28 protein-coding genes and 2 other annotated features are annotated in these 25,498 nt (G+C 61.6%); of the genes, 16 read left to right on the top strand and 12 right to left on the bottom strand.

Annotated features, from left to right (window positions below; all coding sequences use genetic code 11):
* Positions 1–42 precede the first annotated feature (42 nt).
* From KPHS_26080 to KPHS_26030, 6 genes are all read left to right on the top strand, one after another.
* Positions 43–606 (top strand): putative fimbrial-like protein, encoded by a 564-nt coding sequence (locus KPHS_26080; RefSeq protein YP_005226908.1) that lies wholly within the window; start codon positions 43–45, stop codon positions 604–606.
* Between the two features lie 77 nt (positions 607–683).
* Positions 684–1,379 carry a putative fimbrial chaperone gene (locus KPHS_26070; RefSeq protein ID YP_005226907.1) on the top strand — a complete coding sequence of 232 codons (696 nt, stop codon included), beginning with the start codon at positions 684–686 and terminating at the stop codon, positions 1,377–1,379.
* A 15-nt stretch (positions 1,380–1,394) separates the two neighbouring features.
* Positions 1,395–3,896, top strand: a complete 2,502-nt coding sequence (locus tag KPHS_26060) for a putative fimbrial biogenesis outer membrane usher protein (protein ID YP_005226906.1) — start codon at positions 1,395–1,397, stop codon at positions 3,894–3,896.
* Complete coding sequence (locus KPHS_26050) at positions 3,884–4,426, top strand: fimbrial protein (RefSeq protein YP_005226905.1); 543 nt, start codon at positions 3,884–3,886, stop codon at positions 4,424–4,426. The genes KPHS_26060 and KPHS_26050 overlap by 13 nt, the downstream gene beginning before the upstream one ends.
* Positions 3,884–4,887 (top strand) — a sequence feature (potential frameshift: common BLAST hit: gi|288935520|ref|YP_003439579.1| fimbrial protein). It overlaps the preceding gene by 543 nt.
* Positions 4,492–4,887, top strand: coding sequence for a fimbrial protein (locus tag KPHS_26040; protein ID YP_005226904.1), 396 nt, complete (start codon positions 4,492–4,494; stop codon positions 4,885–4,887). Its footprint overlaps the feature before it by 396 nt.
* Positions 4,888–5,019: 132 nt before the next feature.
* Complete coding sequence (locus tag KPHS_26030) at positions 5,020–6,312, top strand: glycoside hydrolase family 10 protein (RefSeq protein ID YP_005226903.1); 1,293 nt, start codon at positions 5,020–5,022, stop codon at positions 6,310–6,312.
* A gap of 16 nt (positions 6,313–6,328) precedes the next feature.
* On the opposite strand, the gene KPHS_26020 is transcribed toward KPHS_26030, so the two are convergent.
* The 5 genes from KPHS_26020 to KPHS_25980 all read right to left on the bottom strand — a co-directional run bounded on the left by KPHS_26020 (position 6,329) and on the right by KPHS_25980 (position 10,363).
* Entirely contained in the window at positions 6,329–7,651 is a 1,323-nt protein-coding gene (locus KPHS_26020; RefSeq protein YP_005226902.1) for a HipA family toxin-antitoxin system, read from the bottom strand.
* Positions 7,651–7,917: a DNA-binding transcriptional regulator HipB gene (locus tag KPHS_26010; RefSeq protein YP_005226901.1), complete on the bottom strand. Its 267-nt coding sequence runs from the start codon at positions 7,915–7,917 to the stop codon at positions 7,651–7,653. Before KPHS_26010 ends, KPHS_26020 begins: the two co-directional genes overlap by 1 nt.
* Before the next feature lie 265 nt (positions 7,918–8,182).
* Positions 8,183–8,509, bottom strand: coding sequence for a transthyretin-like protein (locus KPHS_26000; RefSeq protein YP_005226900.1), 327 nt, complete (start codon positions 8,507–8,509; stop codon positions 8,183–8,185).
* Positions 8,506–9,006, bottom strand: a complete 501-nt coding sequence (locus tag KPHS_25990) for a 2-oxo-4-hydroxy-4-carboxy-5-ureidoimidazoline decarboxylase (RefSeq protein ID YP_005226899.1) — start codon at positions 9,004–9,006, stop codon at positions 8,506–8,508. Before KPHS_25990 ends, KPHS_26000 begins: the two co-directional genes overlap by 4 nt.
* Positions 8,984–10,363, bottom strand: coding sequence for a putative guanine/xanthin permease (locus KPHS_25980; protein YP_005226898.1), 1,380 nt, complete (start codon positions 10,361–10,363; stop codon positions 8,984–8,986). The genes KPHS_25990 and KPHS_25980 overlap by 23 nt, the downstream gene beginning before the upstream one ends.
* A gap of 345 nt (positions 10,364–10,708) precedes the next feature.
* On the opposite strand from KPHS_25980, the gene KPHS_25970 reads away from it, so the two are divergent.
* Positions 10,709–11,863: a putative flavoprotein monooxygenase gene (locus KPHS_25970; RefSeq protein ID YP_005226897.1), complete on the top strand. Its 1,155-nt coding sequence runs from the start codon at positions 10,709–10,711 to the stop codon at positions 11,861–11,863.
* On the opposite strand, the gene KPHS_25960 is transcribed toward KPHS_25970, so the two are convergent.
* The gene (locus KPHS_25960) at positions 11,844–12,767 is read right to left on the bottom strand and encodes a transcriptional regulator LysR (RefSeq protein YP_005226896.1); all 924 of its coding nucleotides are present in this window, start codon (positions 12,765–12,767) and stop codon (positions 11,844–11,846) included. The genes KPHS_25970 and KPHS_25960 overlap by 20 nt on opposite strands.
* Positions 12,768–12,892: 125 nt before the next feature.
* Between KPHS_25960 and KPHS_25950 the strand changes: the two genes are divergently transcribed.
* Entirely contained in the window at positions 12,893–13,930 is a 1,038-nt protein-coding gene (locus tag KPHS_25950; protein ID YP_005226895.1) for a Rieske (2Fe-2S) domain-containing protein, read from the top strand.
* An 11-nt stretch (positions 13,931–13,941) separates the two neighbouring features.
* The gene (locus tag KPHS_25940) at positions 13,942–14,916 is read left to right on the top strand and encodes a putative oxidoreductase (RefSeq protein ID YP_005226894.1); all 975 of its coding nucleotides are present in this window, start codon (positions 13,942–13,944) and stop codon (positions 14,914–14,916) included.
* Here KPHS_25940 and KPHS_25930 read toward each other — a convergent pair.
* The gene (locus tag KPHS_25930; protein YP_005226893.1) at positions 14,893–16,131 is read right to left on the bottom strand and encodes a purine ribonucleoside efflux pump NepI; all 1,239 of its coding nucleotides are present in this window, start codon (positions 16,129–16,131) and stop codon (positions 14,893–14,895) included. The genes KPHS_25940 and KPHS_25930 overlap by 24 nt on opposite strands.
* 105 nt (positions 16,132–16,236) lie before the next feature.
* Between KPHS_25930 and KPHS_25920 the strand changes: the two genes are divergently transcribed.
* The gene (locus KPHS_25920; RefSeq protein YP_005226892.1) at positions 16,237–17,181 is read left to right on the top strand and encodes a putative AraC-type regulatory protein; all 945 of its coding nucleotides are present in this window, start codon (positions 16,237–16,239) and stop codon (positions 17,179–17,181) included.
* Between the two features lie 9 nt (positions 17,182–17,190).
* Here the strand turns inward: KPHS_25920 and KPHS_25910 are convergent, their stop codons facing one another.
* The 3 genes from KPHS_25910 to KPHS_25890 form a co-directional block, all read right to left on the bottom strand.
* On the bottom strand, positions 17,191–17,946 hold the full coding sequence (locus tag KPHS_25910; protein ID YP_005226891.1) for a VOC family protein: 756 nt from the start codon (positions 17,944–17,946) through the stop codon (positions 17,191–17,193).
* A gap of 176 nt (positions 17,947–18,122) precedes the next feature.
* On the bottom strand, positions 18,123–18,434 hold the full coding sequence (locus KPHS_25900; protein YP_005226890.1) for a cupin: 312 nt from the start codon (positions 18,432–18,434) through the stop codon (positions 18,123–18,125).
* Positions 18,435–18,455: 21 nt separating this feature from the next.
* Positions 18,456–18,719 (bottom strand): DUF2132 domain-containing protein, encoded by a 264-nt coding sequence (locus KPHS_25890; protein ID YP_005226889.1) that lies wholly within the window; start codon positions 18,717–18,719, stop codon positions 18,456–18,458.
* 282 nt (positions 18,720–19,001) lie between these two features.
* Between KPHS_25890 and KPHS_25880 the strand changes: the two genes are divergently transcribed.
* From KPHS_25880 to KPHS_25850, 4 genes are read left to right on the top strand one after another with little or no spacing between them, the layout of a single operon-like run.
* Entirely contained in the window at positions 19,002–20,030 is a 1,029-nt protein-coding gene (locus tag KPHS_25880; RefSeq protein YP_005226888.1) for a 2OG-Fe(II) oxygenase, read from the top strand.
* Positions 20,031–20,053: 23 nt separating this feature from the next.
* Positions 20,054–20,860 carry a D-methionine ABC superfamily ATP binding cassette transporter, binding protein gene (locus KPHS_25870; protein ID YP_005226887.1) on the top strand — a complete coding sequence of 269 codons (807 nt, stop codon included), beginning with the start codon at positions 20,054–20,056 and terminating at the stop codon, positions 20,858–20,860.
* Positions 20,857–21,648, top strand: a complete 792-nt coding sequence (locus KPHS_25860) for a D- and L-methionine ABC transporter ATP-binding protein (RefSeq protein ID YP_005226886.1) — start codon at positions 20,857–20,859, stop codon at positions 21,646–21,648. Before KPHS_25870 ends, KPHS_25860 begins: the two co-directional genes overlap by 4 nt.
* Positions 21,645–22,304: a putative ABC-type metal ion transport system inner membrane component gene (locus tag KPHS_25850; protein YP_005226885.1), complete on the top strand. Its 660-nt coding sequence runs from the start codon at positions 21,645–21,647 to the stop codon at positions 22,302–22,304. The genes KPHS_25860 and KPHS_25850 overlap by 4 nt, the downstream gene beginning before the upstream one ends.
* Before the next feature lie 10 nt (positions 22,305–22,314).
* Here KPHS_25850 and KPHS_25840 read toward each other — a convergent pair whose 3' ends face one another.
* Positions 22,315–23,478, bottom strand: a complete 1,164-nt coding sequence (locus KPHS_25840) for a putative 2-nitropropane dioxygenase (RefSeq protein ID YP_005226884.1) — start codon at positions 23,476–23,478, stop codon at positions 22,315–22,317.
* Here KPHS_25840 and KPHS_25830 point away from each other — a divergent pair.
* Together KPHS_25830 and KPHS_25820 are read left to right on the top strand one after the other, a co-directional pair.
* A complete protein-coding gene (locus KPHS_25830; protein YP_005226883.1) occupies positions 23,463–23,678 on the top strand; it encodes a LysR family transcriptional regulator in 216 nt (71 codons plus the stop codon). The genes KPHS_25840 and KPHS_25830 overlap by 16 nt on opposite strands.
* Positions 23,463–24,308 (top strand) — a sequence feature (potential frameshift: common BLAST hit: gi|238894689|ref|YP_002919423.1| LysR family transcriptional regulator). (Overlaps the previous gene by 216 nt.)
* A complete protein-coding gene (locus KPHS_25820; RefSeq protein ID YP_005226882.1) occupies positions 23,748–24,308 on the top strand; it encodes a LysR family transcriptional regulator in 561 nt (186 codons plus the stop codon). (Overlaps the previous feature by 561 nt.)
* On the opposite strand, the gene KPHS_25810 is transcribed toward KPHS_25820, so the two are convergent.
* Entirely contained in the window at positions 24,305–25,462 is a 1,158-nt protein-coding gene (locus KPHS_25810; protein ID YP_005226881.1) for a putative sugar transport protein, read from the bottom strand. The two genes, KPHS_25820 and KPHS_25810, sit on opposite strands and share 4 nt — an antisense overlap.
* Between the last annotated feature and the right edge of the window lie 36 nt (positions 25,463–25,498).

Below are 25,498 nucleotides of genomic sequence, written 5' to 3'. Positions count from 1 at the left end.
AAATGCTTTTGTTAACTTGTGATTATTTAATAAGGTTTGAGTATGAAAGAAAAAGGCACCCTGCTGGTTGTTGGTTCACTGCTGGCCTTAAGTCTGGCTACTGTGACCACCGCCCGCGCGGCGGGTACACTGAATTTCACCGGTAAAATTATTAACGAGTCCTGCCAGATCGCCAATAACGGTGGCGATGTTAATGTCGATTTTGGCAACGTCGATATGTCGGCGCTGAAATCCCATGAAGCGAAAACCGCAGAAACGCCGTTCACCATCAACCTCACCGGCTGCCCACTGGCGCAGAACATCAGTATCAGCCTGGAAGGTACTCCGGATACCAACGCTAACGGCACCAGCGCCGCCGTGCTGGCGCTCTCCGACTCCGCGGATACCGCCAAAGGGGTGGGCATTGAAGTCTTCTCTTCCCCTGACGGCTCAACGGAAGGCACTCAGCTGACCTTTGACAAGCAGAGCAAAACGGCGGTTTCGCAAGCCGACGAAAACGGTGATATTGCATTTAACTTTATTGCCGATGTGAAGAGCGATTCCTCACAGGATGTCACCGCCGGCAATATTAATGCCACGGCCAATATTGATATTGTGTACGAATAGAATGTCCTGATTGCCACTTTTCCAAGGGCAGCGTCCCCCTGCCCTTATTCTCATTCCTCGTGACCGGATCCTCAATTATGCAGTGTTATAAAGCGGCTTTTATCCTGAGCCTTCTCTTTTGCCCGTTCCTGGCGTCTGCCGCCGGGGTTGCCATTGCCGGCACACGTGTCATTTATAATGAACAAAGCCATGAGGCAGACATCACGGTAAAAAACACCAATCCTCACGATCCGGTGCTTATTCAGAGCTGGGTAGACGATCTGGCTGATAATAATAAATCACCGTTTATCGTCACCCCGCCATTGTTCCGTCTGGATGCCGGAGACAGCAACGATCTGCGCGTGTTATTAACCTCGCCGCAACTGCCCTCTGACCGTGAGAGTTTATTCACCCTGAATATCAAAGTGATTCCCGCCAATACCGCGCCGGCTGGCGAGAACATTCTGCAATTTGCTATTAAGAATCAACTGAAGCTCATTTATCGCCCGGCAGGGCTCCCTGGCTCGGCGCTCGACGCGGCGCAGCACCTGCGCTGGCGGATCAGCGGCAACCACCTGCAGGCGGAGAATGCCTCCCCCTATTATGTGACTATCACCACGCTCACCTGCGCGGGCCAGAACCAGAAAACGCCGCTTGAGCGCAGCGTGATTGCTCCTCACAGCCGTGAAGAGTATGCCCTCCCCGGCGAGGCCTGCGCCCGCGAGGTGAGCTGGCGCATTCTGGATGACTTTGGCGCTGTGCAGACGTTTAGCGCCCCCGTTTCGGCGCACTAAGCGTCTGATGTCGCGATGCGCCACGGCCCGGCTCATACCGTTACCGTCGTCAGCCTCTCCATCCTGCTGGGCGGACAGAGCGCGCTCTTGCACGCCCAGGCGACCTTTAATATGGATCTGCTGGAGAAAAACGACCATTTGCCGGCAGTGGATCTGCAACGCTTCAATCAGCAGGCGGGCCAGCCGCCAGGCGCCTATCCGGTGAGCTGGCAGGTCAACGGCGTCACGCTGGACGCCCGTAAGACCGTCACGTTTCGCCAGAACGATCGCGGACAGCTCACGCCCTGCCTTAAGCCGGAAGATCTGCTGCAGGCCGGAGTTAACCCGGCCGTGCTGTCTCAGGCGCCCAGCGCAACGTCCCGCTCATGTCCCGAACTCAACGCGCTGCTGCCGGGCAGCACGGTCAATTTCGATTTTGCTCATCAGCGGCTGGTAATGACCATTCCTCAGGCGCTGATGACGCACCGGGCGAGGGATAATGTTCCCTCTGCGCTGTGGGACGAAGGTATTAGCGCCTTTCAGAGTAACTATCGTTATTCAGGCGCCAGCCAGCGTACCCGCGAGGGCAGCACCGAGCGCGATAACTATCTGATGTTGAAAAGCGGCGTGAACCTCGGCGCCTGGCGCCTGCGCGCCAGCAATAGCCTGACCGCCAACAGCGATGATAAGCCCCAGTGGACGACCAGCGGCGCCTGGCTTGAGCGCGACCTGACGCGCTGGCAGAGTGAACTGACCCTCGGGGATACCTTCACGTCGGGCGATGTGTTTGACGCGGTACAGTTTCAGGGAATATCCCTCGCCTCCAGCGATGCAATGCTCCCGGACTCGCAGAAAGGTTTTGCCCCGACCATCCGCGGGATTGCCAGAACCAACGCCCAGGTCACGGTTCGGCAAAATGGCTACGTGCTGTATCAAACCTACGTCACCCCCGGCGCGTTCGTGATTGACGATCTTTATCCCACCGCCAGCAGCGGCAATCTTGAGGTTGCCGTCAAAGAGTCGGATGGCGAAATCCGCCGCTTCACCCAGCCGTATGCTTCGGTGACCAGCATGCAGCGCGAAGGCAGCCTGAAATACAACCTGGTCGCCGGGCGCTACCATAGCGACGATGCCAGCCAGCGGCCGTTGATGATGCAGCTGTCGCTGATGCGCGGGTTCGCCCATAACCTGACGCTGTTTGGCGGACTGCAGAGCGCGGCGCAATACCATAACCTCTCGCTCGGCGCAGGACAGGGTTTGGGAGAAGCCGGGGCGCTCTCGCTGCAGCTGTTAAACGCCCGCGACCGGCACCAGCAGGATCCGATCGATGGCCGGGCCTGGCAGCTCCAGTACAGCAAAGGTTTTGATCGTCTCGGCACGCAGTTGACTTTCACCGGCTGGCGTTATTCGCATCAGCGCTATGCCACGCTGAGCGAGGCGTTTTCCAGCCCGGGTAGCGACGACGACCTGCAGGATAGCGACAACAAAAAAGCAACCCTGCAAATCACCGCCAGCCAGAGCCTGCCGTACGATATCACCCTCTATCTGAGTCTCGACCAGGACAGCTACTGGTCAGGGGGCGCCACACAGCGTACCGCCAATATGGGGATCAGCAGCCGGGTTCACGGTATCGCGTGGTCGCTCAGCTACAGCGACTCCCGCAGCAGCCACGGTGACGAGGAGGATGACGAGCCGCATTCCGACAAAGTGGTGACGTTGTCACTTTCCGTGCCGTTGAGCCACCTGCTGCCGGGGAGCTATGCCGGCTATACCCTGACCTCCTCCCGCCACAGCGTTGGTAGTCAGATGGTCAGCCTCAACGGCACATTGCTGGACAATCACGCGCTTAGCTACGCCGTCAGCCAAACCCGCGATCGGCAAAACGGGTCCAGCGGCAGCCTGACGGCCGGGTACAGCAGTGGAAGGGGCGATCTGAATCTCGGCTACAGCCACGATTCGCAGGCCGCTCGTCTGAACTACGGCGCCAGCGGGGGCATTCTGATTCACCGCCACGGGGTAGTCTTTACGCCGGAAATGAATGGCGCTGTCGTCCTGATTGACGCCGGTGGCGCAGGGGGTGTGACCCTCGCCAACCAGAAAACCATCGCCACCAATGGTGACGGGTACGCCGTGCTGCCCTTCGCCACCGCCTATCACCGCAACGACGTCTCTCTCGACAGCCATTCGCTGCCGGAGAATGTGGATCTGGCCAACAGCACCGTGACGCTGGTCCCTACCGAAGACGCGGTGGTTCTGGCGCGCTTTCACACCCACGTTGGCTATAAGGCGCTGTTTACGCTGCAGTCGCGGGGACAACCGCTGCCCTTTGGCAGCGAAGTACGCGCTAAGGACACCAACAGCATCGTTGCCAGCGAGGGTCAGGTGTACCTGGCCGGCCTGGCGCCAAAAGGCACCCTTTATGCGCAATGGGGGCCGGGCCCTCAGCAGCGCTGTAGCGCCCGCTACGATCTCACCCCGACGCTGGCGCAGACCCCCCATCCACTCATTTTACAGCAGACGTTATCATGTCCTTTTTAACTCTCCTGCGTCGGGTCGCCCTGACGCTGTTATTTATTCTGTTACCGGCCGCCAGCGGATGGGCCTGTACGCCAGTGTTTGTCCGCGGCCAGGCCTCCACCCTTCGGCTGAACGTGGGGCAGCTCACGGTTCCGGCTGACGCCAGACCCGGCACCCCGCTGTATCATAAAAGTTTCGCCTGGAACCGCCTTAGCGACGGCGGCGAACAGTGGATCCGCTGCGCGGACGATCCGCACGGGCTGTCACCGCTGCTGCTGGACAGTCTGCTGTCCGGGGGAGTGACGCGACCGACGGTTTATCAAACTAACCTCGCCGGCATTGGCGTTCGCGTATCGCTGCGCGCTATCGGCGGCTATGGCGGCTTTCCTGACCGGCCGACGCCCTCGCCGTTTAGCCAACGGGTGGACAATCCCGCCGCCTTGCCCGATGCGGTGTGGAAACTGGGCTATTTCCGCCTGACGATTGAGCTCATTAAAACCGGTCCCGCGGCGACGCCGGGCGAGCTTGAGTATCACAGCGAGCGCTTTTAATGGCGGAGCATACCCCGCTGGCCGCGTTAGACTTAACCGGCAGGATCAGCACCGCGGGATGTTCAGTGAATGACGCCACGCCAGCCCTGATCAAGCTCCCTGCGGCGATGCTTGACCACTTCGGCGGCGTCGGCAAAACCACCGGCGACACCCCTTTCGCGCTGCAGCTGGATTGCAACAGCGCGGTCACGATTTCCCTGCGAGTTGACGGCGCGGAGCCCCTCTCCGCCCGGGGGCATGGCGTTCTGCGCAATGACGCCACCGACGATCGGGCGCAGGGTATCGGCGTGCAACTGCTTTACCATCGCCAGCCGGTCGCCCTGAATCATGAGATGACGCTGGGCAGCGCGAGTGCGGGCCGGTTTATCCTGCAGCTCACTGCCCGCTACTACCAGACCCGTCCCCGGATCACCGCCGGTCAGGTGTCGGCCGTCGCGACCTATACCTTACATTATGACTAGGTGATGGCGATCCGACGGATGAAGGAATTGCTCTGACCCACGAATCGTAAGAGAATAGCGCCTACACGCGACGATCTGAGTACACGGGAGTTCATCATCAGCCATTCTCGTCGATTCCCCTTAGCCAGCAAAGTGGCGCTGGCAGGCGCGGCGCTCATCGCCGCTGGCATGCTGTTCAGCTGCACCAGTAAAGCCCCTAAATCCCTTGTCACGCCGCCGAACGCTGCCGCCGTCAAAGCTGGGCAGGCGCACCGGGAGCCGGTGCGCGGCGTGTGGCTCACCACCGTTTCGCGCCTTGACTGGCCGCCGGTCGGGTCGATTATCGCCAGCACGCCGGAGAGTCGCATCACGCAGCAGAAGCTGGCGCTGATCGCTAAACTCGATAACCTGCAGCGCCTGGGGATCAACACCGTCTTTTTCCAGGTGAAACCGGACGGTACGGCGCTCTGGCGGTCGGATATTCTGCCGTGGTCCGATATGCTGACCGGCAAAATCGGCGAATACCCTGGCTACGATCCGCTGCAGTTTATGCTGGATGAAGCGCACAAGCGCGGCATGAAGGTTCACGCGTGGTTTAATCCCTACCGCGTCTCGGTCAACACCAAACCGTCGACGATTGCCGAGCTGAACAACACCCTTACTCAGGTACCGGCCAGCGTGTTCGTCCTGCACCGTAACTGGATCCGCACCGCCAGCGATCGCTTTGTTCTCGACCCGGGCATTCCCGAAGCACGGGACTGGATCACCAGCATCGTCGCTGAAGTGGTGCAGAACTACCCGATTGACGGCGTGCAGTTCGACGACTATTTCTATACCGAAACCGCCTCTTCCCCGCTTAACGACAACGAGACTTTCCGCCGTTACGGGCAGGGCTATGCCTCGAAGGGCGACTGGCGGCGGCATAACACCCAGCAGCTCATAGCCCAGGTTTCCACTACTATCAAAAAGCTCAATCCGAACGTCGAGTTTGGCGTGAGCCCGGCGGGGGTGTGGCGCAACCGCTCCCACGATCCGGCGGGGTCGGATACCCGTGGCGCGGCCGCCTATGATGAGTCCTATGCCGATACCCGCAGCTGGGTGCAGCAGGGACTACTCGACTACATCGCGCCGCAGATCTACTGGCCGTTTGCCCGCGATGCCGCGCGCTATGATGTGCTGGCCAACTGGTGGGCCGAGGTGGTTAAACCGACGCATACCCGGCTGTATATCGGCGTGGCGCTGTACAAGGTGGGTGAACCGTCCAAAAATGAGCCTGACTGGACGGTGGACGGCGGCGTGCCGGAGCTGAAAAAGCAGCTCGATCTCAATGAGACTCTGCCGCAGATCCAGGGCACCATCCTGTTCCGCGAAAACAACCTCAATCAGCCGCAAACCCGGCAGGCGGTTAACTATTTGCGCAGCCGCTGGGGGCAGCCGCAGAGCTAGCCGCCAGCCGGCTCTGCTATAGCGCCTGCAGCCCTTGCTGCAGGCGGGCGTGCAGCTTCAGCATGTTCTCTGTAATGGCCTGCCAGACGTGGCTGGAAAAGTCCGCCGGCAGCGTCCGGCGAGCGCTTTCGATTGCCTGCGGCACATGCCCGGCAAACTCCTGGAGGATCGCCAGCATCTGCTCCAGGGGAAAGTTCACCGCTTTGGCCGTCGCCAGAAAATGACGCGGATAGATGGCGTTAATCTCTGTTTTACGCCCTTTTGTGGCATTGAGCCCCATCGACAGCTTCAGATCGCGCAGATGCAGTCCCGTGCCGCCCAGCACCGGAAACGCCGAAATAATGTCGTAGAACGGTGTTAAGCGGTAGCTGCCGCCGGGCAACAGGTAAATTGAGAAGTTTTTTGCGTGACCGTCCGTCGCCCCCGTCAGCCACTGGAAGACCATGAACTTCATAAAGTCATAGCGATCTTTCAGCGCTTCACTCGAGCCCAGCAGAAAGGTCATGATCGCGGCGATACCCGGCCCGCCGTCAGACTCATATTTCATCGCTGAAGGAAGACCAAAAGCCTGACACAGATCCTCCTGCGGCAGACGCAGCAGCACCCGTCCCTCCTGCGCCCAGCGCCGGTCGAAGCGGGTTACCGCCAGGGCGCGGATCCGCGGGGTGGTGATGATCTCCGCTTCCGGCACCGCCAGGCCCAGTTCTCTGGCCAGCGCCAGGCACAGATACTCATTATCCACGCTTTCACGCAGATCCAGCGTCGCATTGGGCTGCTTGATCTCGCCGATGGGCAGCTTAATGATATGCGTGGTCGGCGTGGCGCCCTGCGGAATACACCACTGCTCGCCCATCCGCAGCAGCGCCGTTTTCTCCTGGGCGCCGGCCACCGAGATACGGAAATCGTCCTGGCTGGTAATCATCCCGAGGGGGATATCCGACTGGTAAGCGGTCAGCAAAGCGGTGAGCTGCGCCTCGTCCAGCGTCTGCCAGCGTAATCCTTCCAGGTGCGCCTCTTCCCCCGGCGGCAGGAGGGTCACCGCCCCTACGCTATCCCGCCCGACTTCGGCCAGCAGATCGAACGGCTGCTTCGAGCGCGCCTGATAGCGCCTGACGATCCGGTCGCGGACCTGCGGGCTGTCGGGCAGCAGGTTATCAAAATAGTGATACACCGCGTCGGCAGTGATATTGCCATACTGCAGCGGCAGTGAGAGGGAGAGCGGTCTGGCGCGCGGGCTGCGCAGCCACTCTTCGTCATAGCGAAAACTGTGCGCCCCGTTAGCCTGGCGGGTTAAGGTTCCCACGCGCACATTGTTCATCCAGGTGGTAAGCGTCGCCATTACCAGTCAAGGTCCGTGTTGTTATCGGGAGCCGGCGCCGTCTCAGCAGCTTTGGCGTTCAGCGTCATCACCACCCCCAGCGACTGGAGGATCTTAAACAGCGTGGTTAAGGTGGTTTTGTCGGGGTGATTTTCAAAATTGGACAGCGTGGCCTGCTTAATGCCGATCCGCCTGGCCAGCGCATCCTGGGTCCAGTGGTTCTGCTGGCGCAGCAGCTTCAGGTAATTGGCCAGCTGCACGGGACTGTATATCTGCGGGGAATTCATCGCCTTGTTCCTCACCATCATTTATCCCCCTGTCGGGATAAACTTGGTTTTATACCCTGTAGGGGATAATGTCAAGGTTATCCCCTGGTGGGGATAGGAGAATAATTATCCTTGTGTGGGGATAAAACAGGAAGGATGATCGCCGGAGCCATCTGTACATGCCCGGTGGCGGCTGCGCCTTACCGGGCCTACGGGGCTGTCTATGCCCGCTCCGTAACGCTCCAGACCGGGCAAGCGCAGCGCCGCCCGGCAGCGGGCAGCCGGCTTAGCTGCCGCGGTAGGTCGACCACCCGCCCGGGGCGATGAGAAACGGCAGATGGAAATGGTCCTCTGCCGCCTCGCCGATAACAAAATCAATCTGCGCCCGGGTAAAGACGCTCTCGCGCCCGGCGCGGGCAAACCACGCCCCGGTTTCCGCTGTTAAGCAATAGCGCCCCGCCGGCAGCGGCGCGGCGCTAAAGGTGGCGATACGCCCCTGGGCGTTGGTCACCAGATTCGCCAGCGTCTCGCCCTCCCGGCTCAGGCTGACCGTTACGCCTTCTGCCGGCGTACCGGTGGAAATATCCAGAATATGGGTGCTCAGGGTGCTCATTCGCCAATCACTCCTTCCAGTCTTAACATCGTAATCTCTCGCAGCTGGGCAAGCGCCTCGGCCACTTCTTCGTCGGCGGTATGCTGCAGCCGGCGCGTCAGCGCCTGCAACATCTCATCGCCGCTGCGCCCTTTGGCGCGGATTAAAAACACCCGGCCAAAGCGGGCTTCGTAGCGGGCATTGCCCTCCCGCAGGGCCTGCGCGAGCCGCTCATTCTCGCTGTCCACCGCCGACTGTTCCTGGCGCGACAGCGCCGCGTGCGCCTGGCCGCCGGTCGGCTTCTCACCGATCCGCGGATGGGCGCTGAGCGCCGCGTTCAGCTCGTCCTCTCCCCAGTTAGCCATCGCCTTACGGGCGGCCTGCAGCAGCGCATGGCGGCTGGCGAAAGGTCGTAAGCTCACCAGCATCTCGCCCCAGGCCGGGATCGCCACGCAAGGGGCCAGCAGCCCCGCCGCCTCATCTTTGCTCAGGCTGTTAAACTGACTCAGCGCGATCATCCTGACTCCTTAACGATTTCGTCGCCGCCTGCTCCTGCGGCAGAATAAGGTTCAGCGCTATCGCTACCAGCCCACCGCTGGTGGCCGCCGAACCGAACAGATCGCCGACCATCGGCGGAAAATGGCTGAGAAACGCCGGCACCGACTCCACGCCAAGACCCGCGCCAAACGCCAGCCCCACGATCAGCACATCGCGACGGCTCAGCGGGGTCTGGGTAATAATCCGGATCCCGGCCGCCACCACGCAGCCAAACATCACCATCGTGGCGCCCCCCAGCACCGGCGCCGGGATCTGCCGCAGCAGTTCGCCCACCGGGGGAAACAGCCCGAGCAGGATCAGAATCACGCCAATGTAGCGTCCGACATAGCGGCTGGCCACCCCGGTCATCTGGATCACGCCGTTGTTCTGCGCGAAGGTGGTGTTCGGAAAAGCACAGAGCATGGCCGCCACCATACAGCTGACGCCATCCGCCAGGATACCGCCCTTCAGCCGGTTACGGAAAGCGCGATCGTCAACAGACTGTTGCGAAATCAGCGAGTTGGCCGTCAGATCGCCCACCGCCTCCAGAATACAGACCAGCGACACCAGGGCGACCGGCAGAAATATCGCGCTGTTAAACTGAAAGCCGAACGGAAACAGCGTCGGCAGGCGAAACAGAGTGTCGCCCAGGCTGTGAAGATGGAACTGACCGCTCAGCCCCGCTGCGATGCAGCCCACGGCAATGCCCACCACCACCGAGGAGAGCCGCAGCCAGCGGTTTTTGGCGCAGCTCAGCAGGACGATAACCCCGAGGGTGCCCGCCCCGAGCGCGATATTGCTCATGCTGGCGAAATCCTCGGCCTTTTCCCCACCGCACCAGTTGATGACGCTGACCTTGATCAGGCTGATGCCGATCAGCGCAATCACGCTGCCGGTAATGATGGGAGTAAAGATTTTCTTCAGCGGTTCGATAAAGCGGCTGACAATCACCGGCACCAGAGCGGCGACAAAGTTAACGCCAAACAGCATCGCCATCATATCCTGCGGCCCGCCGCCCTGGGCTTTTACCCACATCCCTCCGGCCACCGTCACGCCGAGGAAGGCAAAACTGGTGCCCTGCATGCAGATCATCCCGGCGCCGATGCCCCATACCCGATTGGACTGCAGAAAAGTGCCAATGCCCGAGGCCATCAGCGACATACTGATGAGATACGGCAGCCAGTCGCCAAGCCCGAGGGTAGCGCCGATGATCAGCGGCGGCGTGATGATCCCCACCAGGCCCGCCAGCACATGCTGGAGAGCGCTGAAAAAGGCCGGAAGCGGTGGGATCCGCTGTTCAAGGCCGTAAAGCAGGCCACTGTGATGTTCGTCAGACATAGTGATATCCCGTAGCAAAGAGAAGTGCATGGGCTAGTGCACAAAGCAGGCCAGAGACGACAAAAGGGCACCAATAAATTTATTATCACTCCAAAATCATCAACTTAGATTACGCTCGTGATGCATCACCCCTCTCCGCTGCTGAACCAGGCGTCTGAAACGATAGATTCTTAATGCAACATACAGAAACTTTTGATTCATAAAAAGGCAACCAATACCTCACATTGCACCGATGCGGTGCGTCATGAGCCATCGCTGTGCCTCAGGCAGGCGGTTTTCCTCCCTCCAGCGAACTGGTACGCAAATTGCTGTAGTCAGTCACAACATCGGGAGAAGGAGAAAAAAATGAAAGCAATCGTGATTGGCGCCGGCATCGGCGGTTTAAGCGCGGCAGTGGCGCTCAAACAGTCGGGGATCGACTGCGACGTCTATGAAGCGGTGAAAGAGATCAAACCGGTCGGCGCAGCGATTTCCGTGTGGCCCAACGGCGTGAAGTGCATGGCCCACCTCGGCATGGGCGACATCATGGAGACCTTCGGCGGGCCGCTGCGCCGGATGGCGTATCGTGATTTCCGCAGCGGCGAGAACATGACCCAGTTCAGTCTCGCCCCGCTGATCGAACGCACCGGCAGCCGCCCCTGCCCGGTCTCCCGGGCAGAACTGCAGCGGGAAATGCTGGATTACTGGGGACGGGACAGCGTGCAGTTCGGCAAACGCGTCACCCGCTGTGAAGAAGACGCCGACGGCGTGACGGTATGGTTTACCGACGGCAGCAGCGCCAGCGGCGATCTGCTGATTGCCGCCGACGGCAGCCATTCCGCACTGCGTCCGTGGGTGCTGGGCTTTACCCCGCAGCGCCGCTACGCCGGCTACGTCAACTGGAACGGCCTGGTGGAGATAGATGAAGCGCTGGCCCCCGGCGACCAGTGGACCACCTTTGTCGGCGAAGGCAAGCGCGTCTCGCTGATGCCGGTCTCCGCCGGCCGGTTCTACTTTTTCTTTGATGTGCCGCTTCCGGCGGGTCTGGCGGAGGATCGTGACACCCTGCGCGCTGACCTCAGCCGCTACTTTGCCGGCTGGGCGCCGCCGGTGCAGAAGCTGATCGCCGCCCTCGACCCGCAGACTACCAACCGCATTGAAATCCATGATATCGAACCTTTCAGCCGCCTGGTGCGCGGCCGCGTCGCGCTGCTCGGCGACGCCGGACACAGCACCACCCCGGATATTGGCCAGGGAGGCTGCGCGGCGATGGAAGATGCAGTGGTGCTGGGCGCCGTTTTCCGCCAGACCCGAGATATTGCGGCCGCCCTGCGCGAGTATGAAGCCCAGCGCTGCGACCGGGTTCGTGACCTGGTGCTGAAGGCGCGCAAACGGTGCGATATTACCCACGGGAAGGATATGCAGCTCACCGAAGCCTGGTACCAGGAGCTGCGCGAGGAGACCGGGGAGCGCATTATCAACGGCATGTGCGACACCATCCTCAGCGGGCCGCTGGGCTGACCGTCGCCATGGATTCGATCACCGCACTCAGCGTCTGAATGGCCATTTGCGCGGGCCGCGAAAGCTGACGCGAGGGCGCAGTACACAGCGCCAGGGTCAGCGGTCGCAGCAGCGTACTGCGCAGCGGGACAAAGGCCAGCTGTCCACACTGGACCTCGTCCAGCACGTCGAGCAGGCTAAGGAGCGTCACGCCGCTGCCGCGCAGCACCAACGACTTGATAAGCCGGATATCATTGCAGCTGATGGTATTCTCCGGCGCAAAGTCATGGTGGCGATAGAGGAGCGCCACCCGCTCATGGACGATCAACGGCGCGCCGGGCACGATATGCCGCTCCAGGCTGAGCTCGCCCAAAGACAGCGCCTTCGCCCCCGCCAGGGGATGGTCCGGACGCATCACAATCCCCACCTCCAGTTCGGCAAAGGCCAGCACGCTGAGTCCAGCCTGCCCCTGCGGATCGAGGATCAGGCCGACGTCCAGGTCCGCCTGACGCACTTTCTGGCTGACGGTGTGGCTGTCAGCCACCTGCAGATCCAGCTCCAGCCACGGCCAGCTGGCGATGATCTCCGCCAGCGCGGCGGCGAAGCCCCCTTCCGCCAGCGCCTGCACCATGCCAACGCTAACGCTTCCGCGCTTCATCCCCTGCAGCTCATCGAATTTCTGCCGCGTCTGGCGAAACTCCTTTTGCCAGCGCAGCAGGTTGTCATACAGCAACTCACCGGCGGTGGTCATCCGCAGTCCCTCCGACAGGCGCTCGAACAGCGGGGTGCCGAAGGCCTCCTCGGCCTGCAGGATCTGGCGGTTAATCGCCGAGGCGGAAATATGCAGCTGCTCGGCGGCCCGGCGCAGGCTGCCGTAGCGGGCCACGGCGATGAAATAGTGCGCGAAACGGGAAAATGGACTCATGGCGCCCCTGTACTCTTTTTTGCAACAGCAGAGTGAATTAATGGTGATGGATGTGAACACCCTAATATGACAACAATAATCTCACAACAATAAAACAATCACCGATGTGAGCAGGAAGAGAAATCATGAAGACAATCACCCCCACGCCCCCCGCCCATTGCACCTTTGATCCAGAGGACTGGCTGCGGCTGGCCCGCTGCTGGCACCCGGTGGCCCGCGCCTGCGATATTACCGGCGCCCCGGTGAAAGCCACCCTGCTGGACGAACAGCTGGTTATCTACCGTATTAAAGGCCAGGTGGTGGTCGCCCGCGACGTCTGCCCGCACCGCGGGGTGCCGCTGACCCTGGGGTTTCATGAAGAGGAAGGCATCGTCTGCCCCTATCATGGCCTGCGCTTTGGCGAGGATGGCCGCTGCAACCGCATCCCCTCCAGTCCGGGGCAACCCATTCCGGCCAAACTGCATCTCACCAGCTTCGCCGTGGAGGAGCGCTACGGGCTGATCTGGACCTGCCTGGCCTGCGATCCGGACAATCCGCCGCCGTTACCGACCATGCCGCACTGGGACGACGCCGGCTTTCAGCAAATCAACTGCCCGGCCTTCGAGGTAAAGGGATTTGCCGGCCGCCAGGTCGAAGGCTTTCTCGATGTCGCCCACTTCGCGTGGATCCACACCGACACCTTCGCCGATCCGGACAACCAGCAGGTGCCGGACTATACCCCGCAGGAGACGCCGTTCGGCTTTGTTGCCGACTACTGGAGCTCGGTGGGCAATTACCCGGCCAGCTCCGATTTCCGCGCGCCGGAAGGGTTCCAGTGGCTGCGTCACTTTGAAATGCATCTGCCGTTCACCGCTACGCTGACCATCCATTTTCCCGCCGACGCCAGGCTGGTGATCATGAACGCCGCCTCGCCGGTGTCGTCCCGGGTGACGCGGATGTTTGCACCTATTGCCCGCAACTTCGATCTGCACGTGCCGGTGGAAGACGTACATGCGTTCAACCTGCGGGTATTTGAAGAGGACCGCCTGATGGTCGAGACCCAGCGTCCGGAACGGTTGCCGCTGGATCTGACCCTGGAGGCGCATATTCCGGCGGACCGCAGCTCTATCGCCTACCGGCGCGGGCTGAAGAAGATGGGCTTTGGCGATTTCTTTCTGGTATGAGTGGAGGTCATATGCGCGACATACTCCCGGTGGTGGTCGATGGCCTGTGGCGCCAGGGCGCGAAAAATTTGGCCGTTCGTCTGGTGAGCGCCGAGGGGCAACCGCTGCCGGCGTGGACGCCCGGCTCCCATATCGATCTCCATCTTCCCTGCGGGCTGATCCGTCAGTACTCCCTGACCGGCAGCCCGGCCGAACAGGATCGCTATCTGCTCTGCATCGCCCGCGAGTCGCAGTCTCGCGGTGGCTCCCGTTATATTCATGACACCCTGCGCCCGGGACAGCCATTGATGATCTCTGCCCCGCGCAACCACTTTCCGCTGCACGAGGGCGGCCATGTGGTGCTTCTCGCCGCCGGGATCGGCATTACGCCGCTGCTGGCGATGGCCCACGCCCGGGCGGCGTCCGGCGCCAGCTTTACGCTGCACTATTACGTTAGCCGTGCGCAGGAGGCCGCCTTCGCCACCGAGATCGCCCGCCAGCTGAGCGGGGGAATCTGCCAGATCCACTGCTCAGACGAGGGGCAGAGTCCGCGCCAGCGGCTGGCGCAGGATCTGGGGGCTCCGGACGCCGACACCCGGGTCTACTTCTGCGGTCCGCCCGGATTTATGGCCCGGGTTCGCGATACCGCGCGGGCGGTCGGATGGGAGGAGGCGCAATTGCACAGCGAAGCGTTCCAGCCGCCCGCCCCGACGGCGGCGTCGGCGGCGGATGGAACCTTCACCATCACCCTCGCCTCCACCGGGGAGCGCTGGCCGGTGCCGGGGGACAAAACCATCGCCCAGGTGCTGCAGGAGCATGGCGTCGCGGTGCCGCTCTCCTGCGAGATGGGGATCTGCGGCGCCTGCCTGACGCCGGTACGCGAGGGGACCGTCGACCACCGGGATACCGTGCAGTCGGAGGCGGAAAAACAGGCCGCAGAGCAGCATATTGCGCTGTGCTGCTCCCGCAGCCTGTCGGCCAATTTAGTTATCGATCTCGCGGGATAAGCGGCCCGTCACCGGCTGGTCGGCGCGGGCGACCGGTTTCACCCGTACGGCGGCGAAGACAATCACCATCGCGCTCAACAGCAGCAGACCGCTGCCGGTGAAGACGCCGCTGGCGCCGTGCAAATCAAACACCGCCCCGCCGCCGGCGGCCCCGGCGCTGATGGCCAGCTGAATAGAGGCGACCAGCAGACCGCCCGCGCTTTCTGCTTCATCCGGCACGGTGGTGGCAAGCCAGGTGGACCAGGCCACCGGCACCAGGCCGAAGGCAAATCCCCACAGGGCGACCAGCAGCCCGGCCAGCACGGTCAGATGGCCAAACGTCACCATCAGCAGCGCCAGAACGCTCATCATCAACGGCACCAGCGCCAGGGTGAGACGCAGGCTACGGCTCAGCAGATAGCTCGCCACCGAAGTGCCGATAAAGTTAGCGATACCGAAGCCGAGCAATATCAGCGAAACCCCTTCGACACTGGCCTGCGCGACGGTCTCAAGGAACGGCCGCAGGTAGGTAAAGAAGGCGAAATGGCCGCTGAAAATCAGGATCGTCGCCAGCATGCCGCCCAGCATACCGGGACGGCGCAGCACCCTGAACAGCGTGGAGAAGGTCCCGACGCTCTCCGGGCGCATGGAGGGCAGCACCCACAGCTGCCAGAGCAGCGCCAGCAGGCTGGGTATCGCACAGAGAATAAACACGTTGCGCCAGCCGATCAGCTCCCCGAGGTAGCTGCCGAGAGGCGCGGCCACCACCGTGGCGACAGACACCGCGGAAAAGATGATCGCCAGCGCCTTTGGCACATGGGCCGCCGGCACCAGACGCATCGCCGTGGCGGTGGACATCGCCCAGAAGCCGCCGATGGCGATCCCCAACAGCAGACGGCCCAGCAGGAGAAACGCCAGCGAATCGGCAAAAGCGACCATCAGGCTGGAGACTATCTGCAGCACGGAAAAGAACATCAGCACCCAGCGGCGATCGATATTGCGGGTGGCGGTGGCGATCAGCAGGCCGGTAACTAACGCCACCAGCGCCGTCGCGGTGACCGCCTGTCCGGCCATCCCTTCACTGACGCCGAGGCTGCTGGCCATCGGCGTTAACAGGCTGGCGGGCAGAAACTCGGCCACGATCAGGCCGAACACCCCGAGGGCCAGGGCATAGACGGCGCGCCAGGCAGGTTTGGCGGGAGACAGGCTCGCGTCAGCAGCTATGCAGGAACTCATATACAACTCTCCAGGTTTATTAACATCCTGGTCATCTTAGGGACTTACTTTCGGACGATATATGATGCATACTCTTCAGTTATTGATTATTCGTCCGGAATTACCATGAGCCAGCCTGCCATCGACCTGACCAGCGAACTGTTGCGCGGTATGCGCCTCTCCGGCGTTAACTACCGGCGCATCGAAACCGCACGCCCGTTCGGCGTCGGCTTTAGCGCCGTGGCGGGTAAAGCCCAGTTCCATTTCATCAGCCGCGGGCCGGTGCTGCTGCGCATGGCCAGCGGAGAACAGTTCACCCTCGAGAGCGGCGATGCGCTGTTTATTCCCAACGGCGACGGGCACGCCCTGCTCTCGGATCCGCAGGCCACGGTGGTCAATGTGGCGCAGCTGCCCAGCGAAACGGTGTGCAGCACGGTAAGTTGTATCAACGCTGGCGACCAGCCTGACTGCCCGGAGCGCGCCGTCATTTTCAGCGGTTGTATGGACTTTGAGCTCGGCGGCATGCAGCCGCTGGTGAAGGCCATGCCCGAGGTGATGCGGGTCAGCAGCCTGCTAAACACCTGGCCGGAGATCCAGCCGCTGTTGGTAGCGATGGAGCGGGAATCGCTCACCCGCCAGGCAGGCTATGCCGGGATCCTCGCCCGGCTGGCGGACGTGGTGGCCGCGCTGATTGTCCGCGGCTGGGTAGCGTGCGGGTGCGGCAACGCCACCGGCTGGGTACAGGTCCTGCGCGATCCCCGGCTGGCGAAAGCGATCTACGCCATGCATCAGCGCCCGGGGGTCAACTGGAAAGTGGAAGATCTGGCGCGGGAGGCGGGTCTTTCACGCTCGCTGTTCGCGGAACGTTTTCTTGCCGCCACCGGCACCACCCCCGCCCGCTATCTCACCGAGCTGCGTATGCGGCTGGCGGTGCAGTACATCACCCATGAAGGCCAGGCGCTGGAAACGGTCGCCTTCAGCCTCGGGTATCAGTCGCTGGCGGCCTTCAGCCGGGCTTTCAAACGCATCACCGGCCAGCCGCCGGGAGCCCTGCGCGCCACGGCACGCTAGAGTCAGCCTTTATGTAAAGCGATACACGCCGTTGCCGACACGAAAGCGCTGCCCCTTAAGCGCCGGGTTGGCGACGCGGAACACCAGTTCGGTCAGCTGGTTGGCAGCCCCTTCACGGAAGATAAATTGCCGGCCGCCCACGTCCAGTCCCTGCTCCCCCAGTGGCGGAAAGCCCAGCAGCGCCTGCCAGCGATCGCGCACCGCCTGCGGATTGACCACCTCGAACACCGCCTGCTCAAGCGTAATGTCGCCCAGCGGATGCGGCGCGTCCAGCCTCTGGGCGCGCAGCCGCGTCAGCCGGGTGGCGTCGTCTTCTTCCCACTGCAGCACAAAGGGATAGACCAGCCCGTCAGTGTCGCCATAGATGGTGAAGATCCGCCAGCGGATGATATTGCTCTGCGGATCGTTGCGCTGGCCATCGACAATCGGTGACACTGTCACCCCTGTACGACGCAACTGGTCATAGGTGGCGTCGATGTCGTCGCTGCGCAGCGCCACCCGAAACAGCGCCTCATTCTCCGGCAGCAGCCGTGCGGCGTCGCGCGAAAGGAGGAATTTGTCCGTCGCGGCGCGCAGTTCGTCCGGGTCGGCAATGGCGAGGAATTCGATATACGTCAGGCCAAAATAGCTCAGCGCATTACGGGTTCCCCACCCCGGATGCCGCCCTCCGGCCACCGCCCGCAGCTGCTGCCCGGCAAAGATTTCAATCGCCGCTTCCGGCTGATTCACAAACTGTACTGCGTGGTCCCACTGCAAGGTTGCCATGATCTCTCCCGCGATTGTGCCTGGTCAGGCGCCTGCGGCAAAAGATAGTGCTGGGGTGAAGGGAATGGCAAACAAGAATTAAATATATCGAAAGCAGGATAGGTAATTTATATCAACGCGGTATGTCGCATCTGACGGGCGATGAAACGGCGGGCAAAGAACCGCCCGCCACGGGGTCAGACCGACCCTTCTTTCTCAATCACCAGAATACGCGCCGCCCCCTGCGGGTGAGCGACATGCTCGCATCCCACCCCGGCGTAGAAGATATCGCCGGCGTTTAGCATGATGATCTGCTCCTCGCCGTCGACTTTCACATGCATCGCCACCTGACCATCCATCACGGCAAACACCTCCTGACCATCATTGATGTGCCAGATATAGGGTTGGTCGGTCCAGTGCAGACGCACGGTGGTGCCGGAAAAATTGGCAATATCCAGCGCGCCCCACGCGCGGTCGGCGGTGAAATCTTTACTGCTCCAGCTCTGCATGATGGTGTCCTGTGGTAAGGGTTATTTTTTCTGCCAGTTTGCCCAGGGATCCGCTTTCTCCACCGGCGCGTCATCATCAAGGGAGGCGAGATACATAGCCTCCACCTCTTTGCGCGCCCACGGCGTCCGGCGGAGAAATTTGAGGCTGGACTTAATGCTGGGATCGCTTTTAAAGCAGTTAATGTTGACCTGGCGGGCCATTTCCGCCCAACCATAGCGCGCCACCAGGGCATTGAGCAGCGCTTCCAGGGTCACGCCGTGCAGGGGATCTTTCGAGCTGTGCATTACGATACGTCCGTTCCGCATTAAAAAGTGCGCCTACCTTACTGGCTCTCACCGACGGGCGCAACCGGCTTCATTACGCGCTTCGCGCCTATATCTATTTAATGCAAAAGCACTGAACCCCGCGCGGTCATAAATTAGAAAATAACGTTATTGGTTGCTTATTTGGCCTTGAGGCAAGCTGTGTTCAGCCCCGGACAGAGGAAATCACCATGCGCTGCTGTTGTGCCCGAACCCAGAAACTGAATCAACCCATAACTTATTACCCCGTTTTCGGAGAACACAATGAACGCGACCACCCTGCCGATTCTCGATCTGGCCCGCTACGCGGACCCCGCGGATAAAGCGGCCTTCCTGGCCGACCTGCGTCATGCCGCCCGCGACATCGGCTTCTTCTATTTGATCAACCACGGTGTCGACGACGCGCTTCAATATGAAGTTCAGCGCCAGTCCCAGCGCTTTTTTGCTCTCGATGAGGCGCAAAAACAGCAGGTGGCGATGATCCACTCCCCCCATTTTCGCGGCTATAACCGCGCGGCCTCTGAGCTGACGCGCGGCCAGCCTGACTGGCGAGAACAGTTTGATATCGGCGCCGAACGTCCGGCGCTGACCCTCAGCGACGACGCCCCGCGCTGGCAGCGCCTGCAGGGTCCGAATCTGTGGCCTGCCGCCCTGCCGTCGCTTAAACCGGTATTACTTCACTGGCAACAGCAAATGACCCAGGTGGGCATCCGCCTGCTGCGCGCCTTTGCCGAAGCCCTGCAGCTCCCGGAGAATGCTTTCGATCAGCTCTACGGCGACAAACCCAACGAGCATATCAAACTGATCCGCTACCCCGGCCAGCAGGAGACCCAAAGCAGCCAGGGCGTCGGCGCCCATAAAGATTCGGGGTTTCTCAGCTTCCTGCTGCAGGACGAGCAGAAAGGACTGCAGGTAGAGGTCGCGCCTGGAGAATGGATCGACGCCGTGCCGCTGGCCGGCAGCTTTGTGGTCAATATTGGCGAACTGCTGGAGCTGGCGACCAACGGGTATTTGCGCGCTACCGTCCATCGCGTGGTGTCGCCGCCGGCGCAGCAGCAGCGCCTCTCCATCGCCTTCTTCCTCGGCGCCCAGCTTGACGCGGTGGTGCCGGTTTACACCCTGCCGCCCGAGCTGGCGCGTGAAGCGCGAGGGCCGGACAGCGACCCGCACAATCCGCTGCTGCGCGATGTCGGCTGGAATTATCTCAAGGGCCGTCTGCGTTCCCATCCGGACGTGGCGGAACGCTACTATCAGGACGTGTTTCGCGAACGCGCCGAGCAATTGATCGTTTAACCATAACTAAAAAGGAACACACCATGAAATATGCCGCTTTTAAACTGGCAGGAGTCGCACTGTCTCTTTCTCTGGCATGGACGTCTGCCCAGGCTGCCGCGCTGCGCGTCGCCGCGGACCCGGTTCCCCACGCGGAGATCCTCAACTACATCAAAAAAATCGATCCCAGCCTCGATCTGAAGGTGGTGGAGCTGACCAGCGGGGTCAACGCCAATGAACTGCTGGCCAGTGGCGATGTGGATGCCAACTACTTCCAGCATGTCCCCTACCTGAAGGATCAGGAGAAAGCGCTGGGTAAAACCTTTGCCGTCGCGGCCACGGTGCATATTGAGCCGCTGGGGATCTACTCGCATAAGCATAAAGATTTCTCATCACTGCCGGAAAACGCCACCGTGGCGGTGCCGAATAACACCACCAACCTGAGCCGGGCGCTGTTCCTGCTGCAGGCGCAGAAGCTTATTAAGCTGGATCCCAAATTTACCGATCCGGCCACCACCCTGGCGACGCCGAAGGATATTGTCGAGAACCCGAAACACCTGAAGATTCTGGAGATTGAATCGCCGCAGATCCCGCGCTCCCTCGATGATGTCGACCTGGCGGTGATTAACGGCAACTACGCGCTGGAAGCCGGCCTGGTGCCAGCGAAGGATGCCCTGGGGCTGGAAAGCGCCGAGCATAACCCGTACGCCAATATTCTGGTGACCACCCCAGCCCTGGCGAATGACCCGCGCATTAAGGCGCTGGCGAAAGACCTGACCTCGCCGCAGGTGGCGGAGTTTATCCGTAAAACCTATAACGGCTCGGTGATCCCGGTGGTCCCTCAGTCATGATAACCATCGAAGGGCTGAGCAAAACCTACGCCGGAACCGGCCGACCGGCGCTGAACGATATCGCGTTGCAGATACCGAAAGGGGCAATATACGGCATTCTCGGGCGCAGTGGCGCCGGCAAAAGTACGCTCATCCGCTGTCTCAATTTACTGGAGCGGCCCACCTCGGGCCGCATTCTGGTGAACGGACAGGATATTACCCAGTTGAACAAGGCGGCGCTGCGGGATTATCGCCTGCGCACTGGGATGATTTTCCAGCACTTCAATCTGCTGCATGCCCGCACCGTCGCTGACAACGTCGCGGTGCCGCTGGAGATTGCCGGAGTGCCGAGGGCCGCTCGCGAGGCCCGGGTGCGCGAACTGCTGGCGCTGGTGGATCTCAGCGAAAAGGCCGCCGCCTTCCCGTCGCAGCTTTCCGGTGGGCAAAAACAGCGCGTCGGCATCGCCCGGGCGCTGGCCGCCCGGCCGGAAGTGCTGCTGTGCGATGAGGCGACCAGTGCGCTGGATCCCGAGACCACCGCCTCGGTGCTGGCCCTGCTGGCGGATATTAACCAGCGCCTCAATCTGACCATTGTGCTGATTACGCACCAGCTGGAGGTGGTGAAAACCATCTGTGACCACGCGGCGCTGCTGGAACAGGGCGAGATTGTCGAAAGCGGTAAACTCGCCGACCTGCTGGTGACCCCATGGTCGCGGCTGCGCCAGTCGCTGCTGCACGACCCGCAGGCTGAACAGGAATTTCTTACCCGCCACGGCGTTCAGGGGAGGCCATTATGCGGAGTAGCATGAGCTGGGAAGATTTGTGGCCGTTATTACTCGACGGCACGCTGGATACGCTTTATATGGTGGGCCTGGCGGCCCTGTTTACCGTGCTGATCGGGTTGCCCACCGGCGTGCTGTTATTTATTTCCCGCGCCAACGGGCTGGCGCCGATGCCGAAACTGAACGCGCTGTTAGGCGCGGTGATCAACATCGGCAGGTCGCTGCCGTTTATCGTGCTGCTGATCGCCCTGATCCCCTTTACCCGCCTGATCGTCGGCACCACGCTGGGCAGCACCGCCGCCATCGTGCCGGTAACCATCGGCGCCTTTCCGTTCTTTGCCCGTCTGACGGAAAACGCGCTCGACGAGGTGGACTACGGGAGAATTGAAGCCATTCTGTCGATGGGCGGCAACGTCTGGCACGTGATTTTTAAATCCCTGCTGCCGGAAGCCCTGCCAACGCTGCTGGCCGGGATCACGCTAACCATCGTGATGCTGATTGGTTTCTCCTCCATGGCCGGTGTGATCGGCGGCGGTGGACTCGGCGACCTCGCCATCCGCTACGGCTATCAGCGGTTTAATAATGAAGTCATGTTTGGCACAGTGCTGATCCTGGTGGCGATGGTCCAGGGGGTGCAAATGGCCGGCGATCGGCTGGTGCGTAGCCTGGCCCACCGCCGCTAGCCGTCAGTCATTAGTTCCAGCCGCTCTCTGCCGCCAGCTGGCGGACCAGAGTGGCGGCGTCACACTCGCGGATCAACCCCACCCCCTGCCCGGCCCAGTGGGCGCCATACTCATGGACACCCTGGGCTTTCGCGGCGGCGGCCAGTGCTTTGCCGATATCATACGCCAGCGGATAATCCGGCACGGCGCTCGCCGGATAGCCTTCCCCCAGCGCACAGAAGGCATTCGCCAGACAGCGTGCCGGACGCCCGGATATCGCGGAGGTCAGCACCGTACGCCCGTCAAGACTGTTGTGGATCGCCGCGCGGTAGCCGGCGTCGGCGGCCGATTCCGGACACAGTAAAAACGCCGTACCGAGCTGTACGCCCTGCGCCCCCAACTGCATCACGCTGGCGATCCCCGCTCCGTCCATGATGCCTCCGGCGGCCACCACCGGGATGGTTAGTCGACGCCGCAGAAGTTGCACCAGGGTGAAGGTGCTCAGCTGCGCGTCAGGCGCCTGCGGAGCAAAGATCCCCCGGTGCCCACCCGCCTCATAGCCCTGAGCGACCACCACGTCGATCCCCTGCTGTTCAATCAGCAGCGCCTCCTGGAGCGAAGTCGCTGTTGCCAGGGTAACGATCCCCTGCCGCCGCAGACGCTGGATCGTCTCACCTTCAGGAAGACCAAAATGAAAGCTCACCACCGCCGGCGACAGGTCGAGAAGCAGCTCCAGCATCGGCGCATGACCGATAAATGTCTGGTAGATCTCGCTTAACGAATCCGGTGGCGTACTGCCATAGCGGGCAAAATGGGGACGTAATGTTGTTGCCCAGTCGGCTTCCCGCCGGGCGTCGCGCCGGGGCGGCGCATGGCAGAACAGATTGACATTGAACGGACGGTCCGTCAGCTGGCGGGTGGCGACTATCATCGCTTCCGCCTGGGCAACGGTTGAAGCGCCCAGCCCCAGCGAGCCCAGCGCACCGGCATTACTTACCGCGGCAGCCAGCGCGGGGGTGGAGACGCCCGCCATCGGGGCCTGAATCAGGGGATAATCAATATCAAGAAGCGAAAGCAGCGGGTTGCTCATGGTTTCCTCATGCATTAACGATGCTGGAGGCTTACCATCTCCTTTAAAGATGGTAAGATCAACATTATTATCGTATTGAGAAGAAAAATATGAACCACAGCACACTCGAGATCTTCATTCAGGTGGCAGAAACGCAGAGCGTCACCCAGGCAGCAAAACGGCTGGGCCGCGCACAGTCCAATATCACGACCCGCATTCAGCAGCTGGAAGAGGAGCTTGCCGTTGAGCTCTTCGTTCGCGGCAACAAAAAATGGTGTTGTCCCCGGCAGGCGTGCAGTTTCTCAGCTATGCCCGGCGGATCCTGAGCCTGGCGGAAGAGGCAAAGCAGGCTCTGCATCCGANAACCCCCAGGCGGCAGTCTGCGTCTGGGCGCGATGGAGGCGACCGCCGCCAGCCGGCTGCCGCCGCTGCTTACCCGCTTCCAACAGCAGTGCCCACAGGTGGATATCACCCTCATCACCCAACCGACCCGCCAGTTAACCGAGGGGGTGTTAACCGCCGCCCTTGATGCCGCGCTGGTCTGCCTGCCGCCAGGGGCCGATGGGCAACCTGCCTGTCCCGCCGAACTGGCATTCACCCCGGTGTTTTATGAAACCCTGATGCTGGTCCGTCCGCAGACCCCGGGTCCGCTGCGGTTCGCGGCATTTGCCAGCGGCTGCAGCTACCGCGCGCTGGGAGAACGCTGGCTGGCGGAACAGCAGGCGGCCGTCGAGGTGCATGAGGTCAATTCCTATCACAGCATGCTTGCCTGCGTGGCGTCCGGGCGCTACGCCTGCCTGCTGCCGCAGAGCGTGCTGTCGCTGATGACGCTTCCCGAAAACTGCCTTAGCGAACCGCTGTGCGAGGCGACCACCCAGCTTATCTGGCGCAGCGGCTTGAGCGCCCCCGCCCTGAGCGAGTGGCGCAAGCTGCTGCAAAGCGTGGCGATTGGCTAAGCCTGGCGTTCGGTAAAGACCAGCCCTGCGGCAATCAGCAGCGCCAGCGCCGCGGCATAGAGCGCCGGGTTAAATGAAGCCGCGATCTGATACAGCGCGCCGGCGATAAGCGGCCCGGCAATCTGTCCCACACCGTACAGTGCAGTCATCGCGGCAATCATATTGAAGCTCACCTGATGGCTGAGACTTTTCGCCTTCGGTAGCGCAATGGTTACGGTGCCCATAAAGGTAAAGCCCACCAAAAGCGCGCTTAGCACGCAAAACAGCAATGAAGCGCTGCAGGCTGGAAGGATCACGCCAAGCGCCTGGACGAGCAGGTTGCGGGTCAGCGCTTGCCGGTATCCCCACTTTAGCACCAGCTTATGCCAGATGAGGCAGGACGGCGCGGCCGCCAGACCAAACAGCGCCCACAGATGGACCGGGTCAACGCTCTGCAGCGAACCGGACAGAAACAACGGCAGATAAGTGGCGGTGATGATATAGCCGAAGCCCGCCAGACCGTAAACCATCAAGAGTCGCCACGCCGCGCGACGGGTATCGCTCCCGGACGCAGGCAGGGAGGTCTCAACATGGGAAACCCGCACCAGTGCAGCCGGCGGAGTCAGCAGCCAACGGATCGCCAGCGCCAGCAGCAGACCGGCGCATAATGCGCTGAGCAGCCAGATCTGCTGGCTGGTGAGGCTCAGGGCATGTCCAAGGGCGATCCCCTCCGCTGAGATAAATATCCCCAGCCCCACCCCGGCATACAGCAACGGCGCCCCGTGATGATGCCCCATATGTTCCAGCAGCCACAGCGAACCTGCAATCAGCGTTATCGCGCTCAGCGCGCCGGCGACGGCGCGCAGCGTAATAATGGTCCACGGCGAGCTCACCCAGGCCAGCAGCGCCAGGCTGGCGATGGTCAACCCGGCGGAGATAATGCTCAGTCGGGTGGCGGCCCCAGGCTGCACCCGCGCCAGCAGCAACGCACCGACCAGATAGCCAGCGTAATTGGCCGACGCGGCGAGATTGCCCTCGTGCAGGGTTAACAGACCTTCATTAAGCATAAGCGGCAGCACGCCGGTGAAGGCAAAGCGCCCGTAGCCCATGCCGATCATCAGTACTATCGATCCAGCCAGTGCCAGCCATAAGGCCTGGCGCGATTGGTTATTCATCCACCACCCCACAGTGATTCTCAATTTAAGAATAAT

It is taken from the genome of Klebsiella pneumoniae subsp. pneumoniae HS11286 (assembly GCF_000240185.1).
Taxonomy (GTDB): Bacteria; Pseudomonadota; Gammaproteobacteria; order Enterobacterales; family Enterobacteriaceae; genus Klebsiella; species Klebsiella pneumoniae.
Note: the sequence above shows the minus strand (reverse complement) of the source record. Positions and strands in the feature narration are given on the sequence as shown.